Source organism: Mesorhizobium sp. M0571 (assembly GCF_040320985.1).
Lineage (GTDB): Bacteria > Pseudomonadota > Alphaproteobacteria > Rhizobiales > Rhizobiaceae > Mesorhizobium.
The window spans coordinates 159,238-183,753 of the sequence record NZ_JAMYQT010000012.1 but is presented as its reverse complement, the minus strand read 5'-3'; the positions used below and the strand labels follow the sequence as shown (position 1 = coordinate 183,753).

Annotated in this window: 22 protein-coding genes; 9 read left to right on the top strand and 13 right to left on the bottom strand. The window is 62.7% G+C overall.

The features are described 5' to 3' along the window. Positions 1 to 2: 2 nt before the first annotated feature. Positions 3 to 1,265, top strand: coding sequence for a DUF763 domain-containing protein (locus NKI85_RS16690; RefSeq protein ID WP_352525705.1), 1,263 nt, complete (start codon positions 3 to 5; stop codon positions 1,263 to 1,265). Positions 1,266 to 1,270: 5 nt separating this feature from the next. Here the strand turns inward: NKI85_RS16690 and NKI85_RS16685 are convergent, their stop codons facing one another. Continuing rightward, positions 1,271 to 1,714, bottom strand: a complete 444-nt coding sequence (locus NKI85_RS16685) for a PPC domain-containing DNA-binding protein (RefSeq protein WP_352525707.1) — start codon at positions 1,712 to 1,714, stop codon at positions 1,271 to 1,273. A 176-nt stretch (positions 1,715 to 1,890) separates the two neighbouring features. On the opposite strand from NKI85_RS16685, the gene NKI85_RS16680 reads away from it, so the two are divergent. From NKI85_RS16680 to NKI85_RS16670, 3 genes are read left to right on the top strand one after another with little or no spacing between them, the layout of a single operon-like run. Beyond that, on the top strand, positions 1,891 to 2,505 hold the full coding sequence (locus NKI85_RS16680) for a (2Fe-2S)-binding protein (RefSeq protein ID WP_352525709.1): 615 nt from the start codon (positions 1,891 to 1,893) through the stop codon (positions 2,503 to 2,505). A 1-nt stretch (position 2,506) separates the two neighbouring features. Further along, positions 2,507 to 3,529 carry an FAD binding domain-containing protein gene (locus NKI85_RS16675; RefSeq protein ID WP_352525711.1) on the top strand — a complete coding sequence of 341 codons (1,023 nt, stop codon included), beginning with the start codon at positions 2,507 to 2,509 and terminating at the stop codon, positions 3,527 to 3,529. Positions 3,530 to 3,532: 3 nt separating this feature from the next. After that, positions 3,533 to 5,812, top strand: a complete 2,280-nt coding sequence (locus NKI85_RS16670) for a xanthine dehydrogenase family protein molybdopterin-binding subunit (RefSeq protein ID WP_352776993.1) — start codon at positions 3,533 to 3,535, stop codon at positions 5,810 to 5,812. A 46-nt stretch (positions 5,813 to 5,858) separates the two neighbouring features. On the opposite strand, the gene NKI85_RS16665 is transcribed toward NKI85_RS16670, so the two are convergent. From NKI85_RS16665 to NKI85_RS16645, 5 genes are all read right to left on the bottom strand, one after another. Further along, positions 5,859 to 7,568 (bottom strand): HAD family hydrolase, encoded by a 1,710-nt coding sequence (locus NKI85_RS16665; RefSeq protein WP_352525714.1) that lies wholly within the window; start codon positions 7,566 to 7,568, stop codon positions 5,859 to 5,861. A gap of 4 nt (positions 7,569 to 7,572) precedes the next feature. Further along, on the bottom strand, positions 7,573 to 8,544 hold the full coding sequence (locus NKI85_RS16660) for an SDR family oxidoreductase (RefSeq protein WP_352525715.1): 972 nt from the start codon (positions 8,542 to 8,544) through the stop codon (positions 7,573 to 7,575). 143 nt (positions 8,545 to 8,687) lie between these two features. Further along, complete coding sequence (locus NKI85_RS16655) at positions 8,688 to 9,020, bottom strand: hypothetical protein (protein ID WP_352525716.1); 333 nt, start codon at positions 9,018 to 9,020, stop codon at positions 8,688 to 8,690. A 475-nt stretch (positions 9,021 to 9,495) separates the two neighbouring features. Next, positions 9,496 to 10,896: a phospholipase D family protein gene (locus tag NKI85_RS16650; protein ID WP_352525718.1), complete on the bottom strand. Its 1,401-nt coding sequence runs from the start codon at positions 10,894 to 10,896 to the stop codon at positions 9,496 to 9,498. Positions 10,897 to 10,960: 64 nt separating this feature from the next. After that, the gene (locus tag NKI85_RS16645; RefSeq protein ID WP_502896033.1) at positions 10,961 to 11,776 is read right to left on the bottom strand and encodes an endonuclease/exonuclease/phosphatase family protein; all 816 of its coding nucleotides are present in this window, start codon (positions 11,774 to 11,776) and stop codon (positions 10,961 to 10,963) included. Between the two features lie 182 nt (positions 11,777 to 11,958). Between NKI85_RS16645 and NKI85_RS16640 the strand changes: the two genes are divergently transcribed. Continuing rightward, positions 11,959 to 12,369, top strand: a complete 411-nt coding sequence (locus tag NKI85_RS16640; protein WP_352525721.1) for a DUF427 domain-containing protein — start codon at positions 11,959 to 11,961, stop codon at positions 12,367 to 12,369. 40 nt (positions 12,370 to 12,409) lie between these two features. On the opposite strand, the gene NKI85_RS16635 is transcribed toward NKI85_RS16640, so the two are convergent. The 4 genes from NKI85_RS16635 to ku form a co-directional block, all read right to left on the bottom strand. Next, the gene (locus NKI85_RS16635; RefSeq protein WP_352776989.1) at positions 12,410 to 12,826 is read right to left on the bottom strand and encodes an HD domain-containing protein; all 417 of its coding nucleotides are present in this window, start codon (positions 12,824 to 12,826) and stop codon (positions 12,410 to 12,412) included. Between the two features lie 127 nt (positions 12,827 to 12,953). Continuing rightward, positions 12,954 to 13,325: an avidin/streptavidin family protein gene (locus NKI85_RS16630; RefSeq protein ID WP_352525725.1), complete on the bottom strand. Its 372-nt coding sequence runs from the start codon at positions 13,323 to 13,325 to the stop codon at positions 12,954 to 12,956. 72 nt (positions 13,326 to 13,397) lie between these two features. After that, positions 13,398 to 14,798 carry a PAS domain-containing HWE histidine kinase family protein gene (locus NKI85_RS16625; protein WP_352525727.1) on the bottom strand — a complete coding sequence of 467 codons (1,401 nt, stop codon included), beginning with the start codon at positions 14,796 to 14,798 and terminating at the stop codon, positions 13,398 to 13,400. A 93-nt stretch (positions 14,799 to 14,891) separates the two neighbouring features. After that, positions 14,892 to 15,725 (bottom strand): non-homologous end joining protein Ku, encoded by an 834-nt coding sequence (gene ku, locus NKI85_RS16620; RefSeq protein WP_352525728.1) that lies wholly within the window; start codon positions 15,723 to 15,725, stop codon positions 14,892 to 14,894. Positions 15,726 to 15,850: 125 nt separating this feature from the next. Between ku and NKI85_RS16615 the strand changes: the two genes are divergently transcribed. Beyond that, entirely contained in the window at positions 15,851 to 16,315 is a 465-nt protein-coding gene (locus tag NKI85_RS16615; RefSeq protein WP_352525730.1) for an NUDIX hydrolase, read from the top strand. A gap of 34 nt (positions 16,316 to 16,349) precedes the next feature. On the opposite strand, the gene NKI85_RS16610 is transcribed toward NKI85_RS16615, so the two are convergent. Beyond that, the gene (locus NKI85_RS16610) at positions 16,350 to 16,988 is read right to left on the bottom strand and encodes an alpha-ketoglutarate-dependent dioxygenase AlkB (protein WP_352525732.1); all 639 of its coding nucleotides are present in this window, start codon (positions 16,986 to 16,988) and stop codon (positions 16,350 to 16,352) included. A 111-nt stretch (positions 16,989 to 17,099) separates the two neighbouring features. Between NKI85_RS16610 and NKI85_RS16605 the strand changes: the two genes are divergently transcribed. Both NKI85_RS16605 and NKI85_RS16600 read left to right on the top strand, forming a co-directional pair. Next, positions 17,100 to 17,339 carry a KTSC domain-containing protein gene (locus NKI85_RS16605; RefSeq protein ID WP_352525733.1) on the top strand — a complete coding sequence of 80 codons (240 nt, stop codon included), beginning with the start codon at positions 17,100 to 17,102 and terminating at the stop codon, positions 17,337 to 17,339. A gap of 111 nt (positions 17,340 to 17,450) precedes the next feature. Further along, entirely contained in the window at positions 17,451 to 18,530 is a 1,080-nt protein-coding gene (locus tag NKI85_RS16600) for a sensor histidine kinase (protein ID WP_352525734.1), read from the top strand. A gap of 48 nt (positions 18,531 to 18,578) precedes the next feature. Here NKI85_RS16600 and NKI85_RS16595 read toward each other — a convergent pair whose 3' ends face one another. Both NKI85_RS16595 and NKI85_RS16590 read right to left on the bottom strand, forming a co-directional pair. Continuing rightward, on the bottom strand, positions 18,579 to 19,799 hold the full coding sequence (locus NKI85_RS16595) for an acetate/propionate family kinase (RefSeq protein ID WP_352525735.1): 1,221 nt from the start codon (positions 19,797 to 19,799) through the stop codon (positions 18,579 to 18,581). Continuing rightward, on the bottom strand, positions 19,757 to 22,168 hold the full coding sequence (locus tag NKI85_RS16590) for a phosphoketolase family protein (protein ID WP_352525737.1): 2,412 nt from the start codon (positions 22,166 to 22,168) through the stop codon (positions 19,757 to 19,759). The genes NKI85_RS16595 and NKI85_RS16590 overlap by 43 nt, the downstream gene beginning before the upstream one ends. Positions 22,169 to 22,470: 302 nt before the next feature. On the opposite strand from NKI85_RS16590, the gene NKI85_RS16585 reads away from it, so the two are divergent. Next, positions 22,471 to 24,471, top strand: coding sequence for a protein-L-isoaspartate(D-aspartate) O-methyltransferase (locus tag NKI85_RS16585; protein WP_352525739.1), 2,001 nt, complete (start codon positions 22,471 to 22,473; stop codon positions 24,469 to 24,471). The last annotated feature ends 45 nt before the right edge of the window (positions 24,472 to 24,516 follow it).

Below are 24,516 nucleotides of genomic sequence, written 5' to 3'. Positions count from 1 at the left end.
ACGTGGCACAACGATCGGGAAGTGCTGATCTTCCACTTCACGGCGGGCGCGTGCCGAAATGGCTCGGCGACCGCATGACGCGTCTTGGCGCGGTCATGTGCGAGGCGATCATCCACCACTACGGCCGCGATGAATTGCTGCGCCGGCTGGCGCATCCGTTCTGGTTTCAGTCCTTTGGCGCCGTGATGGGGATGGACTGGCATTCCTCCGGCATCACCACCAGCGTCGTCGGTGCCTTGAAGCGCGGCCTGTCGCCGCTTTCCGGCGAGCTCGGCATTCACGTTTGCGGCGGTCGCGGCGCGCATTCGCGCAAAACCCCGCACGAGCTTGCCTTGATCGGCGAGCGTGTCGGCCTCGACGGAGAAGGCCTGGCGACTGCCAGCCGGCTTGTCGCCAAGGTGGACAGCGCCGCGGTCCAGGACGGTTTCGATCTCTATCTGCACGGCTTCATCGTCACCGATGACGGCAACTGGGTGGTGGTGCAGCAAGGCATGAACGGCGACAGCAAGGTGGCGCGCCGCTATCACTGGCTGTCCGAAGGCCTGAAGAGCTTTGTCGACCAGCCGCATGCCGCCATCGAAGGTGCCAACCAGGGCGAGATCGTCAACCTGACCGACCGCCGCGCCGGTGCGTCGCGCAAGGGACAACTGGACCTTCTGCACGACCTTGGACCGGATCGCATCGTAAGGGAGCTCGCCGCTTTGGAACGAGGTTCGGCTCCGGCGCCGGAGCCGGCGCAACCGCTGTTGCCGCATCTGGTCATGCCGGCGCATCACGATGTGCGCGAAAGCGATGTCGTCATGCGCCGCCTGCACGGCAATATCGCGGCTGCGGCTGAGCGCGGTCCGACGGATTTCGCCGAGCTTCTCCTGGTGCCCAATGTCGGCGCGCGCACGGTGCGGGCGCTGGCGTTGGTCGCCGAAGTCGTGCATGGCGCGCCGTGCCGCTTTTCCGATCCAGGACGCTTCTCGCTGGCGCATGGCGGCAAGGACAGGCACCCGTTCCCTGTGCCGCTGAAGGTCTATGACGAGACGATCGGCGTGCTGAAGTCGGCTGTCCACAAGGCCAGGCTCGGCCGTGACGAAGAGATCGGCGCCTTGCGGCGGCTGGACGACCAGTCGCGGCAGGTCGAGCGCTATGCCACCGGGCCGAGCCTGAAGGAAATCGTCGCCGGGGAGTTCGACCAATCGCATCTGCTCGGCGGCCGCAGCGTCTTCGGCTGGGAAGGCGCACCCGAGACCGCCGCAGTTAAATCGAGGAAGTGATCGGCTCACGCCTCCAAATCAATCAAGGCGACCCCGAGTTCGGGACGGTGCCTGCGGCGCAGATGGCCAGGTGTTTCTACCAATGTGACCTCGAGCGTCGGGCGAACGATGGCGTCCAGCAGATGGCCGCCCCTTGTGCTGCCGTCGCTCAGTCCAAGCACGGCGTGGACGTGCAGGCTGGGCCTGCCGTCGTCGCCGATGGCAACATCGCCGATCGCGCTCAGCACTTCGCACTGTTCCCGGACGGGGATTTTCTGGTAGGTCTTTTCCCCGGGGTCGAACCAGCCGACGGTTGCGCTTTCGAAAGCGCCAAGCGCGGTCAGCGATGCGCTGCCAATGCCGTTGTCGACCGCAAAGGACGTCAGCTGCGCGAACGCCTCTTCGCCGGGGTCAAGCACAACGACGAATGTTCTTTGGCCGGCGCTTTCGGCAACAAGCTGTGATTTCATGATTTCGCTCCAGACGCCAAGTCGGTTTCTGCCCGATCAGCTTGAACGGCAAGCCGGCTCGAGAGTTCCCCGGCACGGTTCGGATGAACATAGGATCACAGACGCGTGAGGCAGGGGAACCTTGCTATCCATGACTGGTTCGGCCGGCTTGAGACCCAGCCAGTCGGGAGCCAGCCATGTCCGAAACCACCCTTGCCAGCCTGAGCCGACGCAGTTTCATGACCGGATCCGTTTCGGCGGCTGCGGCAGGGCCGCTTATGGCCACGTCGGCAAAAGCCGCCGCGCCGCAAGCTGCCGCTTCGGCCGAGCCGCGCGATCTGTCGGCGATCTCACTGCGCATCAACAAGCAGCCTTACAATCTCGCCCTCGACAATCGCACCAGCCTCCTCGACACACTGCGCGACCATGTCGGCCTGACCGGCACCAAGAAAGGCTGCGATCACGGCCAATGCGGGGCCTGCACCGTTCTTGTCGACGGCAAGCGGGTGCTGTCGTGCCTGAGCTTCGCCGTCATGAACCAGGGCCACGAGATCACCACGGTCGAAGGGCTCGCTTCCGCCGATGGCAATTTGCATCCGATGCAACAGGCCTTCATCGACAATGATGCCTTCCAATGCGGGTACTGCACGCCCGGCCAGATCATGTCCGCCATTGGTTGCATCAACGAAGGCCATGCCGGCTCCGAAGACGGCATCCGCGAATATATGAGCGGCAATCTGTGCCGCTGTGCTGCCTACCCCAACATTGTCGCGGCCGTCGTGCAGGCCCGGGACGAAACAAGGAAAGCCTGAGATGCGCCCCTTCGTTTACGAGAGACCGGCCAGCGTGTCCGCGGCGGCCGCCATTGCTTCCCGTTTTGCCGCCGAGAGTGTTCCGCCGACCGAGGCCGATGCGCAATTCATCGCCGGCGGCACCAATCTGGCCGACTACATGAAGCTTGGCGTGGCACAGCCCGAGCGGCTGGTCGATCTCAACGGTCTCGGTGATCGAGCCCTGCGGCAGATCGAGGTCGGTGAGGACAGTATCCGTTTCGGCGCGCTGGTCCGCATGGGCGAGGCAGCAGACACAGGCGAGATCAAGCGCCGTTGCCCGGTCCTTGCCGAAAGCCTGAAATTCGCCGCTAGCGGTCAGATCCGCAACATGGCGAGCCTGGCCGGCAATGTGCTGCAACGGACGCGGTGCGAGTATTTTCGCGAGACCTCCTGGCCGTGCAACAAGCGCGAGCCGGGCTCCGGCTGCGCGGCCATGGAAGGCTTCAACCGGCAACATGCGGTCCTCGGCACCAGCGACGCCTGCATCGCCACCTATCACGGCGACTTCGCTCAGGCGCTGATCGCGCTCGGCGCGACGGTCGAGGTCGAGGCAAGGCGCGGTATGCGCAAGATAGCATTTTCGAAGTTGCATCGCCTGCCGGGAGATACGCCCAATGTCGAGACCGATCTCGCCCCCGACGAGGTGATCACGGCCATCGAGGTGCCCCTCGGCGCCTGGAGCCGCCGCTCGCGCTACCTGAAAATCCGTGATCGCGAATCCTATGCGTTCGCGCTCGCCTCGGCCGCCGTGGCCCTGGACATGGACGGCGACACGGTCAGCCAGGCGCGCATCGCGCTTGGCGGCGTGGCGACCGTGCCATGGCGCGCCAGGGCGGCCGAAGCAGCGCTGAGCGGCAAGGTACTCGACGACGATGCGGTCGAAGCTGCCGCCGAAGCCGCGTTCGCCGAGGCGAAACCGCGCGAACACAATGCGTTCAAGATACCGCTCGGCAAGCGCACGCTTGTGCGGGCACTGCTCGAAACGCGCGATATGAAGGTCTGACCGATGAACCAAGCTGCTCCCGCGCCGAAAGAGAACATGGGAAATCCCGTTCCCCGGATCGATGCCCGCCTGAAGGTCACCGGACAGGCCGGCTATTCGGCCGACCTCCCAACCGCAAATATCGCCTATGGCGCGCTCGCCACCAGCAACATCGCCAAGGGCAGCATCACCGCCGTCCGGCTCGAAAGGGCGCGTAAGGTGCCCGGCGTTTTCGATATCGTCAGCGTCGGCGACATGGATGGCATCGACAGGCCGAAATTCGGCAACACCGGCGCAAGTTCGATCGCTCCGCTGCATGACAAGACCATTTTCCACGACGGCCAGATCATCGCGCTGGTGGTAGCCGAAACATTCGAGGCAGCCGAGGAAGCAGCAGCCCTGATCCGCGCCGATTATGCCGAAGAGACGCCCAGCGCCGGCTTCGATTCCAATGGAACGGAAATGGAGCCGGCTGCCGGCAAGAGCCCGCTGTTCAAGGAGGACGTCAAAGCCGGCGACTTCGACGCCGCCTATGCCGCAGCCGCCGTGAGGATTGACGAGAAATATTCGACGCCGACCCAGCACCACAATCCGATCGAGCTGTTCTCGACGACGGCGGTCTGGCAGGGCGACCAACTCACGGTCTACGAGCCGAGCCAGAACGTCACCGGCTGGAAGGCCGAGCTCGCCCGGCAGTTGAAGATCGACCCGGCCAATGTGCGGATCGTCAGTCCCTATGTCGGCGGCGCCTTCGGCTCCAAGGGGCCGATGACGGCCCGCACGGCGATAGTGGCGGAGGCAGCCCGCCGGATCGGCCGGCCGGTGTGCTGCGTCGTCAGCCGCATGCAGGCGTACGGCACGCAGACCTACAGGGCGGAGACTCGGCATCGCATTCGCATCGGCGCCAACAAGGACGGCCGCATCACCGCCTTCGCGCACGAAGGCTGGGAAGTGACCTCGCGGCCCGATCCCTATGTCGTCGGCGGCACCTCCGCCACCGGCCGCATGTACAATTACGGCTCGGTGCTGACGCACGTCTCGCTGGTCCATGCCGACCGCAACACGCCCGGCTACATGCGTTCGCCGCCCGAGACGCCCTATGTCTATGCGCTGGAAAATGCCATGGACGAGATGGCGGTGGCGCTCGGCATGGACCCGATCGAGTTCCGCCGCATCAACGAGCCGCAAAAGGAGCCGATCGGCGGCAGGCCGTTCTCCAGCCGCTCGCTGCTGAAATGCTACGACCAGGCCGCCAAGGCCTTCGGCTGGACGAAGCGCGAGGCCGCGGTCGGCTCGATGCGTGACGGCGACTGGCTGGTCGGCATGGGCTGCGCCACGGCCATCTATCCGACGGCGGCGGCGCCATGCGCCGCCCGTGTCCGCCTGACCACCGACGGCGAGGTTCGCGTCCAATGCGGCTCGCATGAGATCGGCACCGGCGTGCGCACCGTGGCGGGCCAGATGGCAGCCGAACGGCTCGGGATAGAAATTGACAAGGTCAGCGTCGAAATGGGCGACAGCGCCCTGCCGCCGGCGCCGGTGTCCGGCGGGTCGATTTCGACGGCAAGCGTCTGCTCGGCGGTGCTGAAAGCCTGCGATGCCGTCCGCGCAAAGCTCTTCGCCGCGGCCGTCGCCGAGGACGGGCCGCTGGCCGGGTCAGGCAACGCCAAGCTCGAAATGGAGAAAGAGAAAATCGTCGCGGACAACGGCAAGTCGGCCAAGCTGTCGGACGTCTTCAAGACGATGCAGATCGGCGCGATCGAGGAATATGCCGAGTTCGCGCCAAAGGGGTCGTCACCTGAGGCCCTGAAGAAGCTCTATGCCGGGCAGTCGGAATTCCATGGCGGCGACCAGGACAAAGATTCGGTGAAATACGCCTTTGGCGCGGAATTCGTCGAAGTGCGCATCAACAGCCATACGTGCGAGATCCGCGTGCCACGTATCGTCGGCGCCTTTGCCGCCGGGCGCATCATGAACACGCGCACCGCGCGCAGCCAGCTGATGGGCGGCATGATCTGGGGCATCGGCCAGGCCTTGCACGAAGCGACGGAAATCGACAAGCGTTACGCGCGCTACGTCAATCGCGACCTGCAGGACTATCTGGTGCCGGTCAACGCCGATGTGAAGCAACTCGAGGTGATCCTCGTGCCGGAGATCGATCACGAGGTGAACCCGGCTGGCGTCAAAGGACTGGGCGAACTCGGCAATGTTGGGACAGCAGCCGCGGTCGCGAGCGCGGTCTATCACGCCACCGGCAAGCGCATCCGCGACCTGCCGGTCAGGATCGATCATCTGATCGTCTGATCTCTCCAACTCAGCCGGCTTGGGACCGGTTGGGCGCAGTTTGCATTTATTCCTTCGGCGCGGTGGCGGGAGCGGTATAGCGGCGGCGCACCGCGTCCAAGACGTGGTTGCGGCTCTCCTGCGCCGAAAGCGCCTTGTCTTTCTCCGCCTCGGCGGTTTCGCGCGCCAGTTCCTTGTCCCTGATCTGGTGGCGAAACCATTCGGAATAGTCGCCGGCGCGCAAATGGTGTTCCCAGGTCTTGTCGTCGATGCCCTCGGCGATCTGGGCGAAAATCATCAGATTGTGGGCGCGGAGGTTCATCGCGTTGTCGGGGCCGCGGAAATAGAAGCTGCCCTTCTCGTCGAGCTGGCCCTCGGCATATTTGCGGCTGTGGCGCTTGAGCGACTGCCGCGGCTCGATCGCCTCGACCATGGCAGGTTTCTTGTGCGCCTGCGGCCGCCAGAACAGCACGCGCTCGTCTTTTGGCGAAGGTAGATTCTTTGGCGGTTCGGTGCCGGTCTCGCGACAGAACGTCTTGATGACTTTCTTCGCCTTGGGGCCGAGTGCGATGACGGCGGTGACCAGCCGCAATGCGTCGGTTGAGATCGCGTCCGGATGAACCGTGATCAGGATCGTGCCGGGCAATTCCATCGCCAGCACCATTGGCGTATCGTCGCGCCGCTTCGGCAACAGGTGATGCGCCTCGTCGATGATCAGCCAGTGCGGTCTTGCCGTGCGGAAACGAAGACTGCCAAGGCCCGGCAGCAGGTCGGCAAAGAAGTCCGGCCGCTCGTTGACGCGCAGCGCCAGGCCGTTGACGACCAGGTTGTTGTCCGGCTTCTCCAGAAGATCGAGCAGCTGCGTCTCGGTCGGTGCATTCGAGCCGTCGCCCAGCCGAACGGCGCCTTCGAGGCCGTCGTAGTCGCCTTCCGGATCGAAAATGCAGAACTGAAACTTTCTCTCGACGAAGCGCTCCGTCAGTGCGGTCGCCAAGGTCGATTTGCCAATGCCCGAACTGCCTGCGATCAGCACCGTATCGGTTGGCGACAGGTACACCTCCTTGCCGGTGTCCGAGCCAAGCAGAATACCGTCGCGGCTCGGAACAAGCTCACGATCGCGCTCGACCACCTTGGCGATCAGTTCCTCGACGCCTTTTCCGCGCGCGCCGCGTGTCACAAGATCGGCGGTGTCCTTGACCGCCGCCAGTGCATTGTCGACCGCGACGCTGAAGCCGCAGGCCCGCAGGAAGGCGTGGTCGTTTTCGGCGTCGCCGACACCGACGACGTTGTGCGGCGACAGTCTGAGGTCCTGAAGCGCGGCTATCAGCCCGGTCGCCTTGTTGATGCCGCTGGGCAGGATCATCACCGCGCCCTTGTTGAAGATGATTTCCAGCTCCAGCCCCAATTTCTTGATGACCTCGAGCACGGTAACCTGATGCGGTTCCCACGTCGCGACGATCGAGCGTCCGACCGAAAGCGGTTTGACACCGCGTTTCCTGAGTTTGGCGACGAACTCGGGGGCGGGCGGCGGAGATATCGCCCGCTCCTCCTCGCTGGCCGGCGTGTAGACCAGTGCGCCGTTTTCCGCGACGACCTTGTCGAAGATCGCGACTTCGGGAAAGACGCGCTTGAGGTCGGGCAGCTCGCGCCCGGTGACGAGAATGAGCTTGCGTCCGCTCTTCTTGAAACGCTCGAGCGCCGCAAGCGTCTTTTCGGCGACGATCCCCTCATGCGCCAGCGTGCCGTCATAGTCCGTCGCCAGGGCGATGAAATACATGTCGTCAGTAACCGCCCACGATCGGCAATATCTCGCCGGTAATGTAGCTCGAGCAGTGCGGCGAGGCGAGGAACACATAGGCTGGCGCGATCTCTTCCGGTTGTGCCGGCCGTTTCATCGGCGTGTCCGCGCCAAACCGCGAAACGTCGCCGGCTTCCTTGTCCGACGGATTGAGCGGCGTCCATACCGGACCCGGCGCCACGGCGTTGACCCTTATGCCCTTCTCGATGAGGTTGCCCGAGAGCGCCCGGGTGAAGGCATGGATGCCGCCCTTGGTCATCGAGTAGTCGACCAGTTGCTTCGAACCCTCGATGCCGGTCACGGAGCCGCTATTGATGATCGCCGAGCCGGGTTTCATATGCGGCACGGCCTCCTGTGCCATGTGGAAATAGCCGTAGAGGTTGGTCTTCAGCGTCGTATCGAAATGCTCTTCGGTCAGCTCGCTGAAGTCGCTGGAATGGATTTGGAAAGCGGCGTTGTTGACCAGCACGTCGATCCGCCCAAACTCCTGCACGATCTCAGCCACCGCGTTGTGGCAGTGGTCGCGTTCGCTGACGTCGGCCTTGATCAGGATGCAGCGCCGGCCTTCGGCTTCGACGGCCCTCTTGGTCTCTTTGGCGTCCTTGTCCTCGGACAAATAGACGATCGCCACGTCTGCGCCTTCACGCGCATAGAGCACGGCCACCGCGCGGCCGATGCCGGAATCGCCGCCGGTAATGACGGCCACTTTACCGTCGAGCTTTTTCGATCCGATATAGAATGGCGCATCGTAAAGCGGCGCCGGCTCGATCGCCCATTCATGCCCCGGCTTCGGCTGATGCTGCTCGGGAAAGGGCGGCTCGGGATATTTGCGGGCGCCGGCCTGCATGGCGCCTTTTTGCTTGCCCTTGGATTTGGACTTGTCCTTCTCGTCGATCCGGCGCTGGATGTGGCGTTGCTTGGCGGCCTCGCCAGCGATTTCCGATTTCATCTGCATGGTTATCTCCCTGGCTTGAAACCCAACAACGCACGTCCCGCGAAAAGGTTTACGCGATGGCGTCATTCCTTCAGTCCGGAGCGGACCGTGCGAAGTCTGACCCACGGCAAGCCGCTGAAAACGCTTAGGAGATTGCGGCGTCCTCAGCGGCGCATTTGTTCGGACCGCCCTGAATCAAAGATGTTCTGCAGGGTCGCCCGACCGCTGGGTTCAGCCGCGCTATTCATGTCGCGGCGCTTGCCATTGAGTTGCCTGGCCTCGTCCTCGGCTGCCTCTTCGAGCTTGGCGACGAGAAGATCCTTGAGGTCGCCAACCTCTTCCTCGATATCTTCGATGGGTACGCCGGCGTCGGCCGCCTCTTCCTTGCACTCCTTGGCGAGGATTTCCGCCTCCTTTTCAAGCCTGATCGGAGGCGGCGGCACATGAAGGTTTTCGTGAATCCAGTCCTGCAAGAATTCTATCGCACTATCACTCATGGCGCTCACCTATAGCGGCAAACTGTAGTGCCATTAACGTACGTGCTGCAAAATGGATGCTTGGCAACGTCGGATTTCGAATAGCGATACTCGACAATAGCGTGATCGCCAAGGAGCTAGAGCTCTTTCAGCCAAATGTAATCATTTAGCGTCACAGAAATGAGGCTAATCAGACAGTTGGAGCGGGATTTAATTTGGCCGCATCCCGCTCGAAGACGTGTTGCGCCGTCGGGCCGGTGCTGCTCGATTCGGCTCGCCCGACGGCTGAACATCGTCACCCGCAGCAACCGGTCGTGTCGACCGCTCAGCAGCGCCGGCGGCGCGCATTTTGCGTTTGTGCGCCATCCAGAACGGCAAAAGCTCGGCAAGAAAACTGTATATCGCGGTCTTCATAGGCATGCTCCGGACAACGGTTACAACTCGCGATCCCGAGTTGCGTTCCGACAAGAGTTGCGTTCCGACAAATCCGTCGCTTCTATAATTGCGATTCGATCGGCAGGTATCCGACCAGCGCTGCAACGATGCGCCGATAGAGACTGGCGTCCGGTTCACGCGAATATTGCTGCATCTCGCCATCCGCCATGCCGAGCCACCGCAAGGTGCCTTTGTCCAGGACCAATTGGTAGCTCGTCTGCGGCGACTTTTCGCGGTCGAACCGCCGGCGCAATTCCATCACCAGGTCGGTGTCGTGGAAAAGCACGCCCATTTCCGCATTCAACGACACCGAACGCGGATCGAAATTGAAGGAACCGACAAATCCCAGCGTGTCGTCGACCGTAAAAGCCTTGGTGTGGAGACTGGCTCCCTTTGAGCCGAAGACGGAGATGTTGGCCTGGCGGTTGAACGGCTGCAATTCGAAAAGCCGGATGCCGCTTTTGAGCAGCTTGCGGCGATATTTGGCATAGGCGCCGTGCACGGCGGCGACGTCTGTCGCAGCGAGCGAGTTGGTCAGGACTGCAACCTCGGCGCCGCGGTCCACCAGTTGCGACAGGATGGTCGACCCGGTGCGGCCGGGGATGAAATAGGGCGAGACAATTTCGAGGCGCTGCCTGGTCGCCGCGATAGCGGGAAGCAGCTCTTTGGTCAGCCAGTTCCTGCGCCTTTTGCCGCGCACCTTTTCCGGTGGATCGGAAATGACGCGAACGCCTTTCGTCCAGCAGACGTCGCTGTGCGCTGCAATGAACTCCGTGATCGTGCGCCAGGCACTGAGGCTGTTCAAAAGCTGGCCGTCCGCGGTCGCATCGAGATTGTCGAGGAAATCGGCGCGCGGGCCCGCAGCAGCCGGGTTGAGCAGCTGGATCGGCTTTGCCGCCTCGCAATTCCAGAAGGCCTCGAAGATCTGCATCGTCTGCCCTACGGCAGGACCGAGAAGCAACAGGTCGAGATCGCGGAAATTCGTCTCCGCGGCGTCGAAATAGGCATCGCCGATGTTTCTCCCGCCGACGATGGCCATGCTGTCGTCGGCGATCCAGGCCTTGTTGTGCATGCGGCGGGTCATCGCAAACAGCCGGGCGACCATCTCCAGCGACCGAAAGATGCTGCCGTTCCTCATGCCGCTGGGGTTGAAAAGCTTCAGCTCGATATTTTTGTAACTGTTAAGCGCCAGGTAAGCGGCATCGCTGTTGCGCGGATTGATATCGTCCAGAAGCAGGCGGACGCGGACGCCGCGCTCCGCCGCCTTGACGACCTCCTGCATCAGCAGCCGGCCACTGTGGTCGTCGTGCCAGAGATAGTACATCAAATCGAGACTGCTTGTGGCACTGCGCGCGGTGAGGATTCGCGCGGCAAACGCATCGTAATTGTCGGCGATCAGCAGCAGCCCGCTATTGCCGGCCGCGATCTTGTCCTGGGCAAACCGCGAAATGGCTGTATCCATGAAGTGCACCGGCAAATATCAGCGAAGCAAACAACCTGAAAATTTGACTAACAACCCTCCAGCTTCATTCTGGTTGCAGTCGCGGCTGCCTTATCGCGTCCAGGTTCAGGCGGGCCTTGATCGGCAGATGGTCGGAGGCGCGCTGCGCCAACGGCGTCTTATGCACCTCGATGCTGGAAATCAGGTGCGGCGGCCTGGCCAGAATGCGGTCGAGCGCAAACAGCGGAAAGCGCGACGGGAAGCTCGGCAGAACCGCATCGATCGGACCGAAATGCGGCAACAGGGCAAGCAGCGAGGATCTGTTGCGGACGCGCCATTCGTTGAGGTCGCCGAGCAGGATGGTTGGCCGCAGAACCGGGTGGGTGGCTTCGACAAGTGCGTTGGCTTGCAGCGAGCGTGACCGCCGAAGCAAGCCAAAATGGGCGGCAACGATCCTGAGCGCGACCCCTTTCAGCTCCAGATCCGCGATAACCGCGCCGCGCGGCTCGAGGCCGGGCAGCCGGATCTGGTTCACGCTTTCGACCACGCCGCGGCGTGCCAGGATCAGATTTCCATGCCAGCCATGGCTTCGGCGATTTTCCGGGACATGTGTGGGGACGAGGTCGCTGTCCCGCTCGAGCGCCGCCAGATCCAGCAATCCCTGCCTGCTTCCGGTCCTTTCGTCGGCCTCCTGCAAAGCGATGATATCGGCGTCGATTTCCTTGACCACGGCCGCCACGCGCTCCGGATCGAACCGGCCGTCGGTACCGACGCATTTATGCACATTATAGGATGCAATTGTGGTGCAAGAGGTGTCGTTGCCGGGCGCTGTGAACCGCGGCACTTCCCTTCGCAGGGCTGCGCCAAGCGACCTTGGAAGGGTGGGCGATCGATCCAGCATGGCGTCCGTTTGCTGTTGAGTCGGTGAGTTGCGGCCATTGCGATTATGGCGCGTGCGGAGGTCTGAAACAACGACGACCTTGAAAAACCGTTCCGTCGCCGGCCTCGTCGCACCCGCCGTCTGGAACTCTGACGGGCAATAACACGTTTTGGAGAAGGCAGCGCAGTCAACGGAGAAGTCGAATGCAGCCCTTAGCCGCAAATTCCGGCCGCCGCTCCGGCCCGCTTACGATTGCCCCATTCGATGGAACCGTGACCGTTCGGTTCTCCGACGCAATCATTGCGTCGAGCGAGCGGGCAAAGGTGCTCTATGAAGACGGCCATGACCCTGTCTTTTATATTCCGTTCGAGGATATCTATTTCGACCTTTTGGAAAAGACGAACACAACGAGCCACGACCAGTTGAAGGGCACGGCAAGCTATTGGCGTGTTCATGCGGTCGGTTCGTCGGCGGAAGATTTCATGTGGGCCTACGAGACGCCCGACACCCCTGCATTGGCGATCGCCCGCCACGGCGCGTTCGACCCGGACAAGGCGCGGATCGAGGCCGATCCTGCCGAAGACAAGCGGCACACGCCGCACGTCACCGAGTAGCTTGAATTCCGCATCGACCGGTTGCGCGGACAGTCATTCGTCAGTGGGCAAATTCCTCGTCGAGGATGCGCAAGCCGCCTTCGTATTTCGCTGTCGAGGCCCCGATCTGCCGTGCCTGCCATAGATTGTCGGCGAGATCGGCGCGCTTGACCGGCAACGCCAGCGGGTTGGCCGCAGCCCTGCGAACGAAAGCGGCATCGTGCTCGTTCGGCCGGCGTGTCAGGGCGTCGACGGCCGACACGATGGATGGTCCAAACCCGGCCGCCTCCAGCCGGTCGCGGTTCCAGCCATCGCCTTTCTCGAGAACGTCGTGAAGATAGGCGATGGCTTTCTGGTCGAGCGTTTCGACGGCATCGACGACTCGGCGGCAATGTTCGATATAAGGCCGCCCGGTCTTGTCCGCCTGTCCGGCATGGGCCTGTTCGGCGATTTTCGCCGCGCGATAAAGCACGCTCATTGGACGATCCTGTAACGGACAGCACGTTCCTGGCTCACCAACGCGCCATCGTCAGCGCGAGTTCCGGCGCACCACGGCTCCTGCTGCCTCACTTGCGAGCTGAATGCCGCGCGGCGGGCGCGACAAGTCAGGAGACGCGTTCAAAACGATCGAGGCTGGTTCCAAAGGCGCGCCATGCAGGAAGTTTCTTGGCTCGGGCCGGGGCACCTTCCTTTTCCGCCGACAAAGCGGCATCCGCAACAGTGTGCCACAGCATCTCCAACTTTCCATTCCTGAGGATGCCGGTATAGCTCACCGCTGCGGCTCCGACCCGCCCTTCGGCCGCACAGGTGAATCCGATGACGTCTCCGTGGCAGGTTCCGAACAGGGGCACCGTCATGCCGAAGAAGGCGCTGTCCTCCAGCGCCGTCCTGAAGGTTCCGCTGATCCGTCCGTCCTCTTCGCCGGTTATTTCGACCACCGACCCGTACTGGTTCCGCCAGGTGCCCAGCCAACTCATCGCTGCTCCTCCTTATTATTTCCACAAGGAATTGCGGTTGCTCACGTCGTGGCTGCCGAGCCCGAGCGGCCTTCAATCAATCGCGATCTCAGCCATCGACATCTGTACGAAGCGCAGCGGCGCTTCCAGCGTCCAGGTGACGCCGTGCCTGTGGAACTCGAGGCGTCCTGTGCCGCTGAGCGCCTGGGGCGTAACGCGTTTAAGCACAACCGTTCCGAAGCCGCGTCGCGTTTTCTCATCCACCAACGGTCCGTCCAGTTCCCGCCAGACAAGGCGGAAGCCATCGCTGCCATCGGCGGCCGGCGTCACGGTCCATTCGATCTCGACCCGTCCGCCATGGCGCGACAGCGCTCCGTGCTTTACCGAATTGGTGGCCAGCTCGTGAAAGGCAATGCCGAGATATTGCACGGCGTTCGGCTGCAGCATGACAGTCGGCCCGGTCATCGACAGACGGGCCTGTGTTGCGAAGGCCTTGGTCTGGGCATGGATCAATTCGCCGACCGTCGCGCCCTGCCATTCGGCATCGACCAGGAGATCGTGGGATTCCGAAAGGGCCATGATGCGCTCCCGAACCTGTGAAAGGAAAGCCGCCGGCGTGCTCGCCAGTTTGCTGGTCTCGCGGATCATCGAGACGATCACCGAATACTGGTTTTTGACGCGATGGTTGACCTCGCGCATGAGCATGCGGATGCGCCGTTCGCTCTCCTTGTGGGAACTGATGTCGCGCGCGATCTTCGAGGCGCCGACGATTCGTCCGATGCCGTCGCGTATCGGCGAGATGGTGAGCGAAACCGGGACCAGGGTGCCGTCCTTGCGCTGCCGGATAGTCTCGTATGAAGGAACCCGTTCGCCGGCGCGAATGCGGCTGATGATCAGGGTTTCCTCATCCAGGTGGTCGGGCGGGATGAGGATCGTCACCGGCCGTCCGATCGCCTCGGCAGGCGTATAGCCGAACAGTTTTTGCGCCGCGTCGTTCCAGCTGGTGATGATACCGTTCAGGTCTTTCGACACGATGGCGTCCATCGAGGATTCGACGATGGCAGCAAGCCTTATGCCGGCCTCGTCGGCCAGCGTCTGCGTGCGCAGATCGAGCAGCGTGTTGATGGCGCCGACAACCTCGCCGGTTTCATTGCGAAGCAGGATCGGATGCGCGCTGAACGGGATGAGCTGGCCGTCCGGCCGCTCGGCGATTGCCCGGCCCGCACGAACGTCCCGCTCCTCGACCAAGGCAACGGCCATCGGACATTCGTCATGCGCCATCGGCCGCCCGTCGAGATGGCGAAGCTTCCATGAACCGCACCAGCGGTCCTGGCCGATCACCGGGCGATATCCCCAGAGATCGGCAGCGGCTTCGTTGAAGTAGGTGATGTAGCCTTGTTTGTCGGTGGTGTAGACAGCGACGGGCAACGCCTGCATCAGGTCGGCGGAGGAAACTTGCGGGATTCCGGCGGCCCCTAGTTCAACGACGTTCACCAGTCCCCCGTTCCGCTTGCTTGCCGACGGATTGCAACGTCCTCCTAAATGCGCGTGAATGGTTTCGGTTCCGTTCGCTCTGCTTTCGGGCATTCAGGCCGATTTGCGTTTCGCGGTCGTCTTCGAACTTTTGTTCGAAACCTTGCCGCCCTCTTGCGCCAGGCTTTTGCGCAGAACATCGGCGAGATTGATGACGTTCGTCTTGGGCTCAGGCGCCGGCTTGGGCGGCTTCTTGCCCTTGCGCTTGGCCTCGATCATCGCAACCAGCGCCTTTTCATAAGTATCTTCGAACTTCGAAGGGTCGAATTTGGCGGGCTTCTTGTCGATCAGCAATTGCGCGATTTCCAGCATCTCAGGATCGACCTTGCGAGCCTTGAGGCCTTCGAAGACCGCGGCCGCCGCGATCATTTCATTGTGATTTCGCAGTTCCGTCATCAGCATGCCCTTGCCCAGCGGCTGGATCAGCACCTCTCGGCCTCGCTGGTACAGCACGACGCAGGAGCGGGCTGCCACCTTCTTCCTGGCCATCGCGTCCCGGATCACCGCGAAAGCCTCGGTGGAGGGCGCGTCGGCTGGGACGAGATAGTAGGGTTTTTCGAGGTAGCGCGTGTCGATTTCTACGGCCGGCACGAACTCGCCGATCTCAAGCGTATGCTGCGACACCATCTTCAGCTTCTTGATTTCGTCCGGCTCTATCCGGATGAACTCGCCCTTCTCGACCTCGTAGCCCTTTACCTGCTCGGCCGCCTCGACCGTGTCGCCGGTCTCCTCGTCTAGATAGGCGCTCTTGACCGGGAGACCGTCTTTGCGGTTCAGGATCCTGAAATGCACTTTCTCGGCCTCGCTGACGGCGCCGACGATCTTGACGCCACAGGAAACCGATCCGACTTTCATAAAGCCCTTCCAGGCAGCTCGCGGCGTCGCCATGTCAATCACTCATTTGCCGAACGGACGGAACGGCTGCGAGCGGAAATCGTTCCGCCATGGCAGGCTGTTCCATATGTCGGCCCGGACGAGAACGTTCGTTTCATTTTCGTCAGGGGAATAGCGGAATGGCCAAACGCAGCGCTGGGTTGCTGATTTATCGCCGAAGCGAAGGCCTTCTCCAGGTCTTGCTGGTGCATCCGGGCGGACCGTTCTGGGCGAAGAAGGACCACGGCGCATGGTCGATCCCGAAGGGCTTGGTCGACGAGAACGAGGACGAGCTGGCGGCGGCAAAACGCGAGGCAGAAGAGGAGCTCGGCGTGGCCATCGATGGAGTTTTCGAACACTTTGGCAGCTACAGGCAGCCGGGCGGCAAGCTCGTCATCGCATGGTGCGTCGAAGCGGACTTCGACACCGAAGCCATCAGCAGCAATACCTTCGTCATGGAATGGCCGCCAAGGTCCGGCTCGATGAAGGAATTTCCCGAAGTGGACAGAGCGGGCTGGTTCTCCTTGCCTGAGGCCGAGATCAAGATCCTGAAAGGCCAGCGCGCCATGCTGGCGGATTTTGCCAAGCAGCACGGCGCCGAATGAACCGTATCGGCCCAGTTTTCAGGGCAGTGGTCCTTCAGGGCAGTGCCCAGGCTTCGTCACCGCTCTGGTTTAAGTGCGTTTGCGGCCGCAACGTCCGCAACGTGATCGAGTAGCGGTGCTCGGCAACCGGCGGAATGCTGTGCTCCCATTCGCTGCGCGCTGCGCCCGTCATCAGATAGGCCGATCTTGGCTCGACCATGACCGTCTTGCGGTCCCATCGCGTGCCGTTTTTCCGGCGCAGGCGAAAGCTGCAGGCGGCCAGCAGCGAAACGCCGGCGACCGCCTCGAAATGAGGCTTGTCGCGGTGCCAGCCGATACCGGCGCCTGGCCGGTACTCGTTGATCAGAACCTGCACGAAGGTCTCGGCGGGCAAGCGGGCAAAATCCGCAACCTTTTCCCTCAACGGCAGCAGAAAGCCGGGTATCGGCGGTGCCTCGACGACTTCGCGCCGGTCGTAATCATAACGCAGCCCAAAACCGACCACCCGCCGGTTTGCCAGATGGCCGTGAAAATCGAAGGCCCGAAAAGGCAGGCTTGCGAGCTGGCTCGTCAACTCTGCGTCTTCGTCCGGCGTGATCAGTTCGGGCCGGTAGTGAAATCCTTCCGGCAGGTCGCCCGCGGCGGCAAAGAGATCACCCTGGCGGCCTGCAGCCGATGTCTTGAGCGATGGCATCAACCGTATTTCGTGAAGCCGCCTCGTAGCGGCAAGGCTGCTTCGGCAGGAAGGAACTTCGCTCTCCGTGCAGGGTTATTCACACGACGGCGTGGATTGGACCTGTTGAGAATGCCTTCAACTGCGATCAGAAGCATCGATTACCAACCGGCGACGAGGATACTCTCCGTATGGTTCGTCCCGAGCGGAAACCGCTATGATTACGAGGACGTGCCGCCGCAGGTCCACGCCGCGTTTCGCAAATCCTCGTCGAAGGGCCGGTTCTTCAACGAGCATATTCGCGACCGGTATAGATACCATCTGGTCGAGCAGAGCGTTCGAGCTGAGCCTTCGGATGCATCCCATTCCTGACCCACCCTGACTGTCCGCCATCCCTGGCCGCACGGCGGCAATGAGCGTACTTCGCAGTTGGCGAGTGTCTGATATTGATCTGGCCTCATCCGAAGACATCGAAAGCCTGGAATGTCCGCCGAAGCCGAAACAGAGCAGATCCAGCAATTGCTGGACACCCCCGATCTGGCGAGCGCCTTGGATAGCGACCGCTTCAAGAGGTTCCTCGACCAGCTCCCGATAGCGATCGCAATTTCCGATTTGAGCGGCGACGAGCGTGTCGTCTATGTCAACTCCGAGTTCCAGAAATTGTCTAGTGTTTCCGGGGCAGAGCTGCAACGCGGGAATTGGGCTGCGCTCAGCGGAGAAGGCTTGGGCGAACACGAGCATCGGCCGCTGGCCGAGGCCATCGTCGAGGATACCGATCGGGCGGGAACGTTCAGGATGCGACGTGCCGGCGCGGAGCCGGCCATCGTCGACGTCTATTCGAACCTGATCGTGGACGAGCGCGGGCAGCGGTCCTTTCGACTGGTCGCCTTTGTCGACGTCACCGCGCACAAGGCAGGCGACAGCGAGGCCATCGAAGAACGCATCCGCGAAAAGGACACGCTGTTGCGCGAGTTGCAGCATCGGATGAAGAACAATCTCCAGATGATCACGGCGCTCATCAGGCTGGAGGCCCGCAGCGCGGCATCACCCAACCAGAAACGTTTCGAGCGCCTCGCCGGCCGCGTCGATGCGCTTGCGATCCTCTACCAGACGCTGTCGGCCGACGAACAGAAGGCCGAGGTCGACCTCGGCGTCTATCTCAGCCAGATCGCTTCTGCCGTGATGACGTCGCATGCCATGCAGGGCATCCGGCTGGATATGAAGGTCGATACCCATCCCGTGTCCATCAACGTTGCGATGCCCACGGGACTGGTCGTCAACGAGCTTTTAACGAACGCGCTGAAACACGCTTTTCAGGGCCGTGAAGGCGGGACCATCACCCTGCGCAGCGTGGTAGACGGCGACGGATTTCGCATCGTTGTGGCCGATGACGGCATCGGCCTGCCCGAAGGCGAGACCTGGCCGAAACCCGGCAAGCTTGGAGCGTTGATCGCGCAGTCGCTGACCGAGAATGCCAAAGCCCGGTTCGAGGTGGACTCGACCCCGGGCAAAGGAACGCGGGTCACCATCGTCTTCAACAGATCGGCCGCGCTCGCGACGTAGCCGGTCGGACAGCGCCGCCGCAAACGGGATCGTTCCAGACAATGCGCATCAGCTGGGCTCCTCCATCAGCTTGCGCGTGTGAGCGGCGATCATCCCTTCTTCGTCGGTCGCCACGACGCGGACTTCGACCTTGCTGCCCGCCTGGCTTATGAGCGCGGCATGGGAACTATTGGCGACCTCGTCGACCGCCACGCCAAGCCAGCCAAGCCTGTCGCAGATTGCCTTGCGGGCCGGAGCAGAGTGCTCACCGATGCCGGCTGTGAATACCAGGCATTCGAGGCCGCCCAGCGTGTTGGCGAGGGCCGCCATCTCCCTGGCGGCGCGGAAGGCGAAAAGCTCCACCGCTTCGCGGGCCTGGCGGTCATCGCTGGCTTCCAGCGTGCGCATGTCGCCGGAAATGCCGGACACGCCCAGCAGCCCGGATTCCTCGTAGAGCATGTGCTGAAGTGCGTCGCCTCCGACGCCTTTCTCCAGCAGGAGGTACAAAAGCACGCCGGGATCGATGGCGCCGCAGCGCGTGCCCATGACCAGGCCGTCAAGCGCCGAAAAGCCCATCGTCGTATCGACGCTTCGCCCGTCGCGCATGGCACATAGGCTCGCGCCGTTGCCGAGATGGGCGACGATGGTTCTTTTCGCCGCCAGATCGGGTGACATCTGCTTGAGCCGGTCGGCGACATATTCATAGGAGAGTCCGTGAAACCCGTAGCGGTGGATGCCGTCTGCCTCATAGTGGCGCGGCAGCGCGAAACGGCTGACCATCGGCTCGATTGTCCGATGGAAGGCCGTGTCGAAGCATCCGACCTGCGGCAGGTCCGGCCGCAACGCGGCAAGCGCCCGGATCGGCGCTAGGCTGCGCGGCTGGTGCAGTGGCGCAAGCGGCGTCAGCCTATCGAGAGCCTGGATAACTGTCGACGTCAGGCGGACAGGTTCGACGAAGTCGCGTCCGCCATGGACGATGCGGTGGCCGGCGGCGATCAGTTTCCTTCCGCCAAGTTCGTTCTCGATCCATTGCAGCATCTGGCCGATGCCCATGTCGCGCGATGAGTGTGCGGCAAGTGGCCGATCGCACTGCACCGCCCCATCGCCGGCTTTCGCAGTCAGCCTTGGCGCATCGCCCAAATCCAGCGAACCGCGCGAGGCAAGATCCAGTTCGGCGGACGCTTCAAGATCGTAAAGCCCGAACTTGATGCTGGACGAGCCGGCATTCAGCGCGAGGATCGAGCGCATCAATCGCCAGCCCTCGTTGCCGTGTCTTGCGGCCAGCTCCATTTCTGGATCTCGGGCATATCCTCGCCATGCTGGCGGACATAGGCCGTGTGCTCAGCCAATTTCCCATGCAGCTCGGTGGCAAGATCCTTCGCCCGTTCGGCCAGCCCGGGCACGCGCGCGATCGCGGCAAGCGCCAGATGATAGCGGTCGAGCTGGTTGAGCACCACCATGTCGAACGGCGTCGTCGTCGTGCCTTCCTCGCGAAAGCCGTGCACATGCATGTTGTCGTGGTTGACGCGCCGGTAGGTCAGGCGGTGAATGAGATAGGGGTAGCCGTGATAGGCGAAGATGACCGGCTTGGCCCTGGTGAACAGCGCGTCGAACTTGTCGTCGGCAAAGCCATGCGGATGCTCGGAATTCGACTGCAAAATCATCAGGTCGACGACATTGACGACGCGGATCTTCAGGTCGGGAATCCGCGATCGCAGGATGTCGGCGGCAGCGAGCGTCTCCAGCGTCGGAACGTCGCCGGCGCAGGCCAGGACCACATCCGGATCCTCGTCCCTGGCAACTGTCCCGGCCCATTCCCAGATGCCCGCGCCGGCCTTGCAGTGTGCTTCCGCGGCGTCGGCGGATAGCCATTGCGGCGCCGGCTGCTTGCCGGCGACGATGACGTTGATGCGGTTGTAGGTTTTCAGGCAATGGTCGGTGATCCAGAGCAACGTGTTGGCGTCCGGCGGGAAATAGAGCCTGACCGTATCCGCCTTCTTGTTGGCCACGAAATCGGCAAAGCCCGGGTCCTGGTGGCTGAAGCCGTTGTGATCCTGCCGCCAGACATGCGAGGTCAGCAGGTAGTTGAGCGAGGCGATCGGCTTGCGCCAGGCGAGCTCGCCGGAGGTCTTCAGCCATTTGGCGTGCTGGTTGACCATGGAATCGACGATGTGGACGAACGCCTCGTAGCACGAGAACAGGCCATGGCGGCCGGTCAGCAGATAGCCCTCCAGCCAACCTTGGCAAAGATGCTCGCTGAGCACTTCCATGACGCGGCCGTCACGGGAAAGATGGACGTCGTAAGGCTCGATCCGCTCCATCCAGACACGGTCCGTAACCTCGAACACGTCGTCGAGGCGGTTGGAGGACGTCTCGTCCGGTCCCATCAGCCGGAAATTCCTGGCATCGGCGGCCAAGCGGATCACGTCGCGAAGATAGCTTCCGGCTGTCCGCGTCGCCTCTCCGACGGTGCCACCCGGACGCGGTACGTCCAGCGCCAGGCCTTTCCAATCGGGAAGCACCAGGTCTTGTTTCAGCAGGCCGCCATTGGCGTAAGGGATAGCGCCCATGCGTCGTGACCCTGTTGGCGCAAGCGCCGCGAGCTCCGGCAGGAGATGGCCGCCTTCGTCGAACAGCGTCTCCGGTTCGTAGCTGCGCATCCAGTCTTCGAGGATCTGGCGGTGCGCCCCGTCGCCACGTGCGTTCGACACCGGCACCTGGTGCGAGCGCCAGAAATCCTCCACCTTCTTGCCGTCGACCTCTTTCGGTCCGGTCCAGCCCTTTGGGCTGCGCAGCACGATCATCGGCCACAACGGGCGCTCTCCCTTCCAGCCCGCGGCTCGGGCAGGCTCCTGGATCGAGCGGATCCGGTCGAGCACGGCATCGAGCGTGCGGGCCATCTCGCGGTGCATCGTGGCAGGCTCATGGCCTTCGACAAAAAAGGTCTCGTAGCCATAGCCGAGGAACAGGCTCCGCAACGCCTCGTCTTCCATGCGGCCGAGGATCGTCGGGTTGGCGATCTTGTAGCCGTTGAGATGCAGGATCGGCAGGACGGCACCGTCGGATGCCGGGTTCAGGAACTTGTTGGAATGCCAGGCCGCGGCGAGCGGGCCGGTCTCTGCTTCGCCGTCGCCGACGACGCAGGCAACCACAAGATCGGGGTTGTCGAAGGCGGCGCCGAAGGCATGGACCAGCGCATAGCCGAGCTCTCCGCCCTCGTGGATGGAGCCGGGCGTCTCCGGAGCCGCGTGGCTCGGCACTCCGCCGGGAAACGAGAACTGTCGGAACAGCTTTCGCAAACCGTCTTCACCCCTGCCAATCTCGGGATAGATTTCGCTGTAGGTGCCCTCGAGCCAGGTGTTGGCGACCATTGCCGGGCCGCCGTGACCCGGACCGCAGATGAACAGGACATCGAGACCACGTTCACGGATGATCCGGTTCAGATGCACATAGATGAAATTGAGGCCGGGTGTCGTGCCCCAATGGCCGAGCAGCCGCGGCTTGATGTGCTCGGGCCGCAAGGGCTCGCGCAAGAGCGGATTGTCGAGCAGATAGATCTGGCCAACCGAAACGTAGTTCGCGGCGCGCCAGTAGCGGTTCATCAGATCTCCCTGGTCAAGGCCGGTTGTTTGCGCGGGAGTGCGGGCCTCGTCGTTCATGGCAATGCCTCCGGAATACCCTCGTCCGTCGTTATCTGGAGTGGCGTCGCGTCGGAGAAAGGATTTGCCTCGAAATAAGTTTGGGCGGCGCGGCCAGCGCCCGCTTGCCGATCCTACAACCTGCCTCGCAGACAAAAAGCGGGTCGGGCTTTTGGGGAACCTCGGGGCTTGCCAACGGTTAGGAAGATGCACCGCATTGCATGAATCCAAGTGGACTGCCGAGGCCCCGGGATATGGACCGGCCAAAGTGCCGTTGAGCAGCTTGGGCGATTGTGGCGGAGGCCCGTAAGAGGAGCAAAAAAATGCTCGATCTCTCCGATGCCCGCAACCAAATGGTCGACATCCACTTAAGCCGCCGTGGCATTCGCGACCGCAATGTCCTTCAGGCGATGCGCGAGGTCCCGCGCGAGGCTTTCGTCGATCCTGGTTTTGAGGAATTCGCCTATGAGGATGGGCCGCTGCCGATCGCCGAAGGTCAGACGATATCGCAGCCCTATATCGTTGCGCTCATGATCGAAATGGCGGAGATCGGAGCCGGTGACCATGTCCTCGAGGTCGGCACCGGCTCGGGCTATGCGGCTGCCGTGATGAGCCGGATCGTCGAACGCGTCTACACGATCGAGCGCCACGCCGCGTTGGCTGAAACGGCATGGCAACGGTTCAAAAAGCTTGGCTACGACAATATCGAAGTCCGCACCGGCGACGGCACCAAGGGCTGGCCCGAGGCGGCACCCTTCGATGCGATCCTGGTTGCGGCCGCCGGACCCGGCGCACCGCTCGCTCTGCAAGAACAGCTCGACGTCGCTGGCCGGCTTGTCATCCCGGTCGGCGATGAATTCGACTCGCAGCGCCTGCTCAAGGTCACCCGTACCGGCGCCGCAACCTACACCGAGGAGGATTTCGGCGGCGTGCGGTTTGTTCCGCTGATCGGCGAGCAAGGCTGGGGCGAGCCAGGCAGCGACAGCCAAATAGCGGCCGATCTTCCGCACCGGCATCAGCGCAGAAGCAGCCTGCCGCAGATGATAGCGACCGCCGCTGAACCGCTTCCGGATTTCGACGATCCGGCCTTCGGTGCGCTGTTCGACCGGTTTGCCGACCGGCGCGTCGTCTTGCTCGGCGAAGCCAGCCACGGCACGTCGGAGTTCTACCGGGCGCGCGCGGCGATCACTCGCAGGCTGATCGAAAAGCATGGCTTCACCATCATCGCGGTCGAGGCCGACTGGCCCGATGCCGCGGCGATCGACCGCTATGTCCGCCACAGGCCGCCGCGGCCCGGCGCCGATCCGCCGTTCCAGCGGTTTCCCACCTGGATGTGGCGAAACACCGACGTCGCGGTGTTCGTCGACTGGATGCGAGAGCATAATGAGCGGATCAGGATATCCTCCCGGCGGGCCGGGTTCTATGGCCTCGACATCTACAATATGGGTGGATCGATCGCGGCGGTCCTGCAATATCTCGATCGGGTCGACCCACAGGCCGCAAGGATCGCACGCGAACGCTACGGCTGCTTGACGCCGTGGCAGAACGACCCGGCCACCTATGGCCGTGTCGCACTCACCTCCGGCTACCAGAAATGCGAGAAGGCCGTGCTCGAGCAATGTCGCGAACTCCTTTCCAGAGAGCTCGACTATGCGCAGCAGGACGGCATCGACTTCCTCGACGCCACCCAGAATGCCCGTCTGGTCGCCTCCGCCGAGCGCTATTATCGCACCATGTATTATGGCGGCGCGCAATCCTGGAACCTGCGCGACACCCATATGTTCGAAACGCTGGAGCACCTACTGCAGGCCCGCAGCCCGAACGCCAAGGCGGTGGTATGGGCACATAATTCCCATATCGGTGATGCCCGCTACACCGAGATGGGGGTCATCAGAGACGAAGTGAACATCGGCCAGCTCTGCCGCCAGCGTTTTGGCGACGAGGTTGCCTTGATCGGGTTCGGCACGCATTCCGGGACGGTGGCCGCGGCCACGGACTGGGACGGTGACATGGAGGTGAAACCGGTTCGGCCTTCCCACAACGACAGCTATGAGCGGCTTTGCCATGACAGCGGCGTCTCGCCTTTCCTGCTCGATTTCGAGCGCGACGACACGCTGCGCCAACGGCTTCTGGAGCGCCGGCTGGAGCGCTTTATCGGCGTCATCTACCGGCCCGAGACCGAGCTGCACAGCCACTATGCGGATGCCTCGCTTGCCCGGCAGTTCGATGCTTTCGTCTGGTTCGATGAAACCAGTGCCGTGACGCCGCTTGGGCCGGAGCATGTTGGGACAGGCGTTCCCGAGACCTATCCTTTCGGGCTCTAGCGGATTGGACCTGGGGAAGCGGAACATAGAAAGAAGGAGGTCACC